The 9,565-nt window shown below is 40.1% G+C and carries 7 protein-coding genes; 6 read left to right on the top strand and 1 reads right to left on the bottom strand.

Going from position 1 to position 9,565, the window contains the following annotated elements; genetic code table 11:
- Positions 1 to 308 precede the first annotated feature (308 nt).
- Both O9334_RS09510 and O9334_RS09505 read left to right on the top strand, forming a co-directional pair.
- Positions 309 to 2,069: a M61 family metallopeptidase gene (locus O9334_RS09510; protein ID WP_045357661.1), complete on the top strand. Its 1,761-nt coding sequence runs from the start codon at positions 309 to 311 to the stop codon at positions 2,067 to 2,069.
- A 22-nt stretch (positions 2,070 to 2,091) separates the two neighbouring features.
- Positions 2,092 to 3,015 carry a branched-chain amino acid transaminase gene (locus O9334_RS09505; RefSeq protein ID WP_045357662.1) on the top strand — a complete coding sequence of 308 codons (924 nt, stop codon included), beginning with the start codon at positions 2,092 to 2,094 and terminating at the stop codon, positions 3,013 to 3,015.
- Between the two features lie 78 nt (positions 3,016 to 3,093).
- Here O9334_RS09505 and O9334_RS09500 read toward each other — a convergent pair whose 3' ends face one another.
- The gene (locus tag O9334_RS09500) at positions 3,094 to 3,243 is read right to left on the bottom strand and encodes a hypothetical protein (protein ID WP_190381308.1); all 150 of its coding nucleotides are present in this window, start codon (positions 3,241 to 3,243) and stop codon (positions 3,094 to 3,096) included.
- A gap of 226 nt (positions 3,244 to 3,469) precedes the next feature.
- Here O9334_RS09500 and O9334_RS09495 point away from each other — a divergent pair, with 226 nt between their 5' ends.
- The 4 genes from O9334_RS09495 (at position 3,470) to O9334_RS09480 (ending at position 9,421) form a co-directional block, all read left to right on the top strand.
- Entirely contained in the window at positions 3,470 to 3,787 is a 318-nt protein-coding gene (locus tag O9334_RS09495) for a hypothetical protein (protein WP_148045341.1), read from the top strand.
- Between the two features lie 254 nt (positions 3,788 to 4,041).
- The gene (gene kaiC / locus O9334_RS09490; protein WP_002797104.1) at positions 4,042 to 5,562 is read left to right on the top strand and encodes a circadian clock protein KaiC; all 1,521 of its coding nucleotides are present in this window, start codon (positions 4,042 to 4,044) and stop codon (positions 5,560 to 5,562) included.
- A gap of 319 nt (positions 5,563 to 5,881) precedes the next feature.
- Complete coding sequence (locus O9334_RS09485; protein WP_288000005.1) at positions 5,882 to 6,712, top strand: amino acid ABC transporter substrate-binding protein; 831 nt, start codon at positions 5,882 to 5,884, stop codon at positions 6,710 to 6,712.
- Between the two features lie 84 nt (positions 6,713 to 6,796).
- A complete protein-coding gene (locus O9334_RS09480; protein ID WP_045357669.1) occupies positions 6,797 to 9,421 on the top strand; it encodes a trans-splicing intein-formed DNA polymerase III subunit alpha N-terminal partner DnaE-N in 2,625 nt (874 codons plus the stop codon).
- The last annotated feature ends 144 nt before the right edge of the window (positions 9,422 to 9,565 follow it).

Raw genomic sequence — 9,565 nt, 5'->3', positions numbered from 1 at the left:
CAACCCTACTATCAATCAACCCTACTATCAATCAACCCTACTATCAATCAACCCTACTATCAATCAACCCTACTATCAATCAACCCTACTATCAATCAACCCTACTATCAATCAACCCTACTATCAATCAACCCTAGGGGTTTGGGGGGTAGAACCCCCCAAAGGCTTGGATTGAGTGATAAAATCGGAAGTAATACGGCCATCCGTTGAGTATAGGCTACATATCAGGAGAGGCAGTCATGCAAAAGGGGGAATAAATAATCAGTTTTTAATAACTGGATTTAGTAGAATAACTTAAAAGCCGTTTAATGCCGATGACCAGTCTTATTTCCCCCACTACCATCTCCTCAACTCGTTTAAGTCTCAGCTATCAAGTGGCTATGTCGGAACCGACTTCACACCTCTTTGAAGTTACTCTACAGATTACCGGTTGGCAAGCTCCGATTTTAAACCTAAAAATGCCGGTTTGGACTCCCGGTTCCTATCTAGTGCGGGAATACTCCCGTTTAGTTCAAGATTTTCAAGCTGTTAACCTCAACAGTCGCAAAGTTGCTAAAAATCACTGGCAGATTGACACCGGTAATAGTTCAGAAATAACAGTCAAATATCGCGTTTTTGCCCACGATTTAACCGTCAGAACCAACCATCTCGATGATACTCACGGTTACTTCAACGGGGCTGCTTTATTTTTCTATATCCCCGATTATCAAAAACATCCCCTCACCCTGACAATTATCCCTCCCCATGCCGATTGGCGCGTTACCACTGCCTTAAAATCTTTACCCGGACAGAAAAACACCTTTCACGTTCCCGATTTTGATACCCTGGTGGACAGTCCCGTGGAAGTGGGGATTCATCAGTTATACGATTTTGTCGTCGAGGGAAAACCCCATCAATTAGCTATCTGGGGACGGGGAAACGCTAATCCTAGTCAAATTATCGCCGATACCACTAAAATTATTCAAACCGAGTCGGCTATGTTCGGTGGACTCCCCTATGATAATTATCTCTTTTTGCTACATCTTTCGGCAGCCGGTTACGGGGGACTAGAACATAAAAATTCCTGTACCCTTAACTATGCGCGTTTGGGATTACGAGATAAGGATAAGTATAATCGTTTTCTGCAATTAGTCGCCCATGAGTTCTTTCATCTCTGGAATATCAAGCGTATTCGCCCAAAAGCTTTAGAAAGCTTCGATTATGATGCAGAAAATTATACTTCTTCCCTCTGGTTTGCCGAAGGAACCACCAGTTATTACGATATGATAATCCCTCTACGGGCGGGAATATACGATAGTAAGACTTTTTTAGAGCTTTTAAGCAAAGAAATCACCCGTTATCTCAATATACCCGGTCGTCTTGTCCAACCTCTAGGCGAATCGAGTTTCGATGCCTGGATAAAACTCTACCGACGGGATAGCAATAGCGATAATAGTCAAATTTCCTACTATCTCAAGGGGGAATTATTGTCGCTGCTTCTCGATTTACTAATTCGCACCCACACCGATAACCGTCGTTCCCTCGATGATGTTTTACGCTCGATGTGGCAACATTTCGGTAAAGAGGAGATTGGTTATACCGATGGGGAATTGCAAGCAATTCTCGAATCTGCCGCAGGGGTGGATTTAAGCGACTTCTACCAGCGTTATATCGACGGTTTGGCAGAATTACCCTTTAATGAATATCTTGAACCTTTTGGACTCTATCTGCGGGGTGTTGGCAATGGGGAGACGATACCTCATCTGGGAATGCGGGTACAGAGTGAAGCGGGTAAAGAAATAATTAAATTTGTCGAGATGGGTTCCCCTTGCCAAAAAGCGGGAATTAATGCTGATGATGAGTTATTGGCTATCGATGGATTGCGGGTGACGGCGGAACAGTTAAACGAAAGATTAAAAGACTACCGCGCAGGTGATATTATTCAGATAACAGTCTTTCATCTCGATGAATTGCGAACCCTTGCTGTTCCACTGGCCGCCCCGCAGACGATTCGCTATGAAATTATCAGGGTAGAAAATCCTTCTAATAGCCAGAAACAAAATTTTTCCGCATGGGTAAATCCCGTTTAGTTCTTGGTTCAATCAAAAAAAAATGTCTATTACCGAAATTCCTTTCCTTCCTCTCGCCTATTTTGAGAATAAATTTATCCCTTTTAGTGAGGCAAAATTATCCGTTGCTACCCACGCACTACACTACGGAACTGCCGCTTTTGGGGGTTTACGAGGTACTCCCGACCCTAGCAATCCGGGACAGATATTATTATTTAGATTAGAACGTCATTGTCAGCGTTTAAGTCAAAGTGCTAAGTTTCTTAATTACGAGATTCCTGCCGATAAAATCTATCAAATAATTATCGATTTTGTGAAAAAAAATCAGTGTAATCGACCTTTTTATATTCGTCCCCTTGTCTATAGTTCCGGGTTGGGAATTGCTCCGCGATTACATGGTATCGAGAAGGATTTTCTAGTCTATGGTCTAGAAATGGATGATTATTTAGCAGCCGATGGGGTTAACTGTCGGATTAGTTCTTGGTATCGTCAAGAGGATAGAAGTTTCCCGTTGCGAGGTAAAATTAGCGCCGCTTATATCACTTCTGCTTTAGCAAAAACGGAAGCGGTAGAATCGGGGTTTGATGAGGCAATTTTGATGAATTCTCAGGGTAAAGTCTGTGAAGCGACGGGAATGAATATTTTTATCATCAGAAATGGTCAGCTAATTACTCCTAGTTTTGACCAAGATATCCTAGAGGGTATTACTAGAGATAGTGTTTTAACTATCGCGCGGGATTTGGGTATTCCGGTTATTGAAAGACCCGTAGATAAGACGGAGTTATTTATCGCTGATGAGGTGTTTTTAAGTGGCACTGCGGCAAAAATTACTCCGATTAAAAAGATTGAAACTTTTTCTTTACCTGCGGCTAAACCGATTACTTATCAGTTAAAAGAAAAGTTAAGTTCTATCGTTCTCAATCAGGAACCAAAGTATCAAGATTGGATTACTCAAGTTCCTTTATAGTTAGAGAAATATACTTGATTTTTCCTTGAGATGCGCCATCATTTGACGCATCTCAAGGAACCCTGAAATAAACAGAATTTATCTATTTTTCGGTTTGATTCCTTCCTGTATGTAGGGTATAGTTTTCTTAGGATCAATCTTCAGGATGGGTTTATTATCTCTTGCTATTTTTTCTGTTTGATTATCGGTTTCTTGCTGATTTTGATTATTATCGGTTGTATGTTCCATAGTAGAGCAAATAACTATGACAAATATCCAGCTTACCTATGATTATACCTTAAACTCTCTCAAAGTTGTCAAGGATAGTATTAATCAACTAAATACAAAACTTACTTTGATTCTGACTATTAGGGGGGTTTTGGTTAATTGTGGCTGACATTGACCTGCTTATCTAGTTTCCCTTGAATGTAACCAGTCTATTTATCCTTGTCTTACCTGCTATCTTTTGAAATTTTTGGCCTATTTATTCACAATTATTACTATTGGCTTAGGATTATGGGGTCTATCCCCAGTAGTGGGTGGTGAAATTATCCTACCAGAACAATTGCTTGCTGAGGAATGGAACCAAGCAGAGGAAGAAGACTATCTAACGGCTTTAATACAATATTTACAAACAGAAACTTTAGTTATAATCTCTAAAATTAGAGAGCAAAAAGCAATTAGATTAAATTGGGCAATTAGGACGATAGTAACAGCCGTAATCTTGTTTTTATTAGATGAGATGATTTTTATTTCTATTCCTGTTTTGGGTAAATTTTGTGCGGGAATCTAACCCTAACTACCTTACTGCGCTAACACAGCCTACTTAATATTTTCTTGAAAAATAAGCTCTTGGGATTATTTATTGATCATTTATATTCGAGAAATTCTCAGCAGATAATGTGGATAATCTAGTCGATATTGTCATAAAAGTTAACAACGCTCACTGAATTTTCTTGATACACCCCAACTAGGGATGAATTTCTGGTATCGCTGGTCACTGAAATAGGTACAATAAACATTAGCTCGTTTTCATAGAGAACTTAAATGACGCAAAATAATCCCCTAGAGTTGATTGAGAAGTTAGAAACAGGAATCCCCGGCTTTGATTTTCTTTCGGAAGGGGGATTACCGAAAGGACGAGCGACTTTGATAGCGGGGACGGCAGGAAGTGCTAAAACGGTTTTTGCCTGTCAATTTCTGGCAGAAGGCATCAAAAATGGAGAAAATGGCGTTTTTGTCACCTTCGAGGAGCCACCCCAAGCACTAAGAAAAAATATGGGTGGTTTTGGTTGGAATATCCGGCAGTGGGAGGAGAATCGTCAGTGGGCCTTTGTCGATGCTTCCCCCCAACCGGAAGAAAAGCCGATGGTGACGGGAGAATACGACCTAGGCGCATTAATCGCTCGCATTGAGTTTGCTATCCGCAAAAATAAAGCCAAACGGGTGTCTATGGATTCTTTAGGCGCAATTTTTAGCCATTTAAGTGATAGCGCTCAAGTGAGAAGTGATCTTTTTCGTCTGGCAACCGCTTTGCGAGAATTGGAAGTAACAGCGATTATGACCGCAGAAAGAACGCAAGAATACGGCGAAATCAGTCGTTATGGGGTGGAGGAGTTTGTTGCCGATAATGTGGTGATTTTACGCAACGTTTTAACCGATGAGAAAAGAAGAAGGACGATCGAAATTTTAAAATATCGCGGAACCGATCACCAAAAAGGAGAATTTCCTTTTACAATTATTCCCAATAAAGGGGCTGTGATTATTCCTTTGTCAGCCATTGAATTAGAACAAAAATCCTCTAATATTCGTATTACTTCCGGCAGTCTGGAACTCGATAGAATGTGTGGGGGTGGTTTCTTCCGCGATTCGGTTATTTTGGTTTCGGGAGCCACAGGAACAGGAAAAACCCTCATGGTGACAGAATTTATGGCAGGGGGAGTAACCAATGGGGAAAGATGTTTAATTTTTGCCTTCGAGGAAAGTCGCGAACAGTTATTTAGAAATGCTACCGGTTGGGGTGTGGATTATGACCGCATGGAAAAGGAAGGTAAATTAAAGGTAGTCTGCCGTTATCCGGAAACTACGGGTTTAGAAAATCATTTAATTATGATGAAGGAAATTATCGAGGAGTTTCAACCTAATCGAGTGGCAGTAGATAGTTTATCTGCTTTAGAAAGGGTTTCTAATCTGAAAGGATTTCGGGAATTTATTATCGGTTTGACTTCTTTTATTAAGCAAAAAGAGGTGGGAGGATTATTTACTTCCACCACTCCCACTTTATTAGGAGGTTCCTCGATCACAGAAGCGCATATTTCTACAATTACCGATTCAATTATTCTGCTGCGTTATGTGGAAATGTATGGAGAAATGCGCCGCGGTATCACTGTTTTAAAAATGCGCGGTTCTATGCACGATAAGGATATTCGTGAGTTTTCGATCGATCATCAAGGTATGCACATCGGTCAACCTTTCCGCAATGTTACCGGAATTCTGGCCGGAACTCCTATGTACACAGCACAAACAGAAGTAGAACGTTTGAGTGGATTATTTGAGGATCGTAGTTAGGGTTTGCGGCAAAAAGTTTTTCGGTGGGGGTAGGGTGTGGCCCCCCCAACCCCCCCGACATCGGGGGGGTTGGGTGTGGGGTGTAGGGTTTTACCGATTTTCATCTGCTCAATTACCTAATTTTCAGGGAAAAAGTACCTGAATTTTCCCCCTGATCACTCCCAGACGAGGCACTTTTGGATTTTAAAAAGGTCTAAAAGTCTTATCCAACAAAGTTTTTAGATTTATTCAGCAAGCTCTAGTTAAAATATAGCAGTACTTGCTAATCGCACGTCGGTGGTTAGCTTTTTTCTCCCTATCTCCTTCTTGCTTTCTTGATATGTCTAAAAACTTTTGGTTTATTTTTCTAGGTCTTTTACTGATAAATAACCTACATTTATCAGCCTTGGCAGAAACAGTTTTACAAAGAATTGCTCGCACAGGAGAATTAAAAGCGGCAGCCAGAAAAGACGCTACTCCCTTTAGTTATATCGATGAGAAAACGGGACAATGGACAGGTTACGGAGTGGAATTAATGCGCTTAGTCCAACGTCGATTAGCACAAGAATTAGGTAAACCGATTACAATAACCTTTATAGAAGCGACGACTAATAATCGTTTTCAGCAAGTGGAACAGGGACAAGTAGATTTATCCTGTAATGCGGCAACAATCACGGAAGAAAGACTAGAAAGGGTTAATTTTTCTATTCCCTATTTTATGACAGGAGCGCAATTTTTAACTAAAAGGGAAAATGTTGATAAAATAGATATTAATAACACTTTAGCGGCAGTTGCGATCGCCTATATTCCCGACACCACCACCGATAGTATTATTCGTTATATCTATCCTCTGGCTAATTGGCAAGCTGTCAGCGATCGAAGTGAGGCAGTGGCAAAATTACAAAGGGGAGAAGTTAAAGCAGTGGTTAGTGATGGAATTCTTCTACTGGGGGAAATCGTTAAACAAGGACAGGATCCGCGACAATTTGTGCTACTACCCAGTCAACCGATTACCACCGAACTTTATGGCTGTATTTTACCCAAAAACGATCCCGAATGGAAAAAATTTGTTGATACTGTTGTCGGCAGCAATGATAACCAGAAACTGCGAGAACAATGGTTTAATTTAGAAGAAAGTTCTTTCCCCTATACGATTCTCAATCAACCCTAAAAATAGACTGTGATTGCTGAAAATTAAAAGTAAGTAAATTCTGTTTTTTTTCCCCTTTTCCTTGTCACTTTTTCCTGAAAAACTATGTCTTTTGTCGGTTTACATATTCACAGTGATTATAGCTTACTTGATGGTGCTTCCCAATTACCGGCACTAATTGATCGAGCGATCGAATTAGGACAACCAGCGATCGCTTTAACCGATCATGGAGTCATGTATGGTGCGATCGAATTAATTAAAACCTGCCGTAATAAGGGAATAAAACCAATTATTGGCAATGAAATGTATGTAGTCAATGGCGATATTGAAGTCAATCTTCGCCACCGAAAATATCATCAAGTTGTTTTAGCCAAAAACACCCAAGGCTATAAAAATCTGGTTAAATTAACTACTATTTCTAATCTGAAAGGTATTCAAGGTAAAGGCATTTTTGCTCGTCCTTGTATCAATAAAGAGTTACTCCAACAATACCACGAAGGATTGATAGTTACCAGTGCTTGCTTGGGTGGAGAGATTCCCCAAGCGATTTTAGCTAATAATAGAAAACTTGCTAAGGAAACGGCTAAATGGTATAAAAAACTTTTTGGTGATGATTTTTATTTAGAAATTCAAGACCACGGTTCTAAAGAAGATCGGATTGTCAATGTAGAAATAGTTAAAATTGCTAAAGAATTAGGAATTAAAGTAGTTGCTACTAACGATTCTCACTTTATTTCCTGTTACGATGTAGAGGCACACGATGCCTTGCTTTGTATTCAAACTGCCAAGTTAATTACTGAAGACAAACGACTCCGTTATAGCGGCACAGAATACTTAAAATCTGCTGATGAAATGCGTTTACTTTTCCGTGATCATCTGCCAGAAGATGTGATTGAAGAAGCGATTAATAACACCTTAGAAGTAGCAGAAAAAGTCGAACCTTATAACATCTTTAATGAACCAAGACTGCCTAATTATCCAGTTCCTGCGGGACATACTGCTGATAGTTATGTAGAAGAAATTGCTTGGTTAGGATTACTAGAAAGATTAAAATGTCCTTCTCGTCACGAGATTGAAACTGTTTACAAAGAAAGGCTTGAATACGAATTAAAAATGTTACAGAAAATGGGATTTTCTACCTATTTTCTCGTCGTTTGGGACTATATAAAATATGCTAGAGATCATGATATTCCCGTCGGCCCAGGACGCGGTTCTGCTGCGGGTTCTTTGGTAGCATATTCTTTAAAAATAACCAATATTGATCCCGTTCATCACGGGTTATTATTTGAACGTTTTCTCAATCCTGAACGGAAATCTATGCCTGATATTGATACAGATTTCTGTATCGAGAGACGGGATGAAATGATCCAATACGTTACGGAAAAATACGGTGAGGCTAATGTTGCCCAAATCATTACTTTTAACCGTATGACATCAAAAGCTGTCTTAAAAGATGTGGCGCGGGTGTTAGATATTCCCTACGCCGAATCGGACAAAATGGCGAAAATGATTCCCGTTTCTCGCGGTAAACCCACACCTTTAAAAGTGATGATTTCCGATGAAACTCCCGAACCAGCATTTAAAGAAAGATACGATACGGAACCCCATGTGCGTCATTGGTTAGATATGGCAATTCGTATCGAAGGTACTAACAAAACCTTCGGAGTTCATGCCGCGGGAGTCGTCATTTCTTCCCAACCTTTAGATGAAGTGGTTCCCCTCCAGAAAAATAATGATGGGGCGGTAATTACCCAATATTTCATGGAGGATTTAGAATCATTGGGATTGTTAAAAATGGACTTTTTAGGTTTAAGAAATTTAACCACTTTGAAAAAAACCGCCGATTTAATTAAACAAAATCAGGGTATAGATATCGATCTCGAACAATTGCCTTTAGATGAAAGAAAAGCCCTGCAAATTCGGGCTAAAGGGGAACATAAAAAACTACCTCCCGATATTCTCAAAACCCACGTATTACTAGAAGAAGGGGATTTAGAAGGTATTTTCCAGTTAGAATCATCGGGGATGAAACAGATCGTTAAAGAGTTAAAACCATCGGGTATTGAGGACATATCTTCAATCCTAGCACTCTATCGCCCCGGACCTTTAGATGCGGGATTAATTCCTCTCTTTATTGGCAGAAAACACGGTAGAGAACCCATTCGTTATGATCATCCTTTATTGGAACCAATTCTTAAGGAAACCTACGCAGTTTTAGTCTATCAAGAACAGATTATGAAAATGGCGCAGGATTTAGCGGGTTATTCCCTAGGAGAAGCGGATCTATTGCGTCGGGCAATGGGTAAGAAAAAAGCTTCCGAAATGCAGAAACAAAGGGAGATGTTTATCGATGGTGCTGCTAAAAATGGTGTGGAAAAAAGAATCGCTGAAAATCTCTTTGAACAGATGGTAAATTTTGCCGAATATTGTCTGGGAGGTGAGACGTTAATTTTGACTGAGGAATACGGATTATTGCCAATTGCTAAAATTGTGAGCGAAGAAATTAACTGTACTGTTTATAGTGTAGATAAAAATGGTTTTGTTTATAGTCAACCAATCTCTCAATGGCACGAGCGGGGTTTACAAGAGGTCTTTGAATACACCCTAGAAAATGGGCAAACTATCCAAGCAACCAAAGATCATAAATTTATGACTAGCGACGGAGAAATGTTAGCCATAGATACAATATTTGAGCGAGGTTTAGATTTAAAATCCTCTGATTTTTCCTAAAAACCAAACCCCCCAATCTGGTGAGATTGAGGGGTAGGAAAGAATAATCCTGGCATCGAGCTATTGTCCCGGTCGGCAACCCGACAAGTATCTTGGCCACGGTGAAGTTTCACAACCGAGTTCGGGATGGAATCGGAGTGGTGC

The organism is Microcystis sp. LE19-8.1F (genome assembly GCF_027531715.1).
GTDB lineage: Bacteria > Cyanobacteriota > Cyanobacteriia > Cyanobacteriales > Microcystaceae > Microcystis > Microcystis wesenbergii_A.
This window is presented reverse-complemented; position numbering and strand designations above follow the sequence as displayed.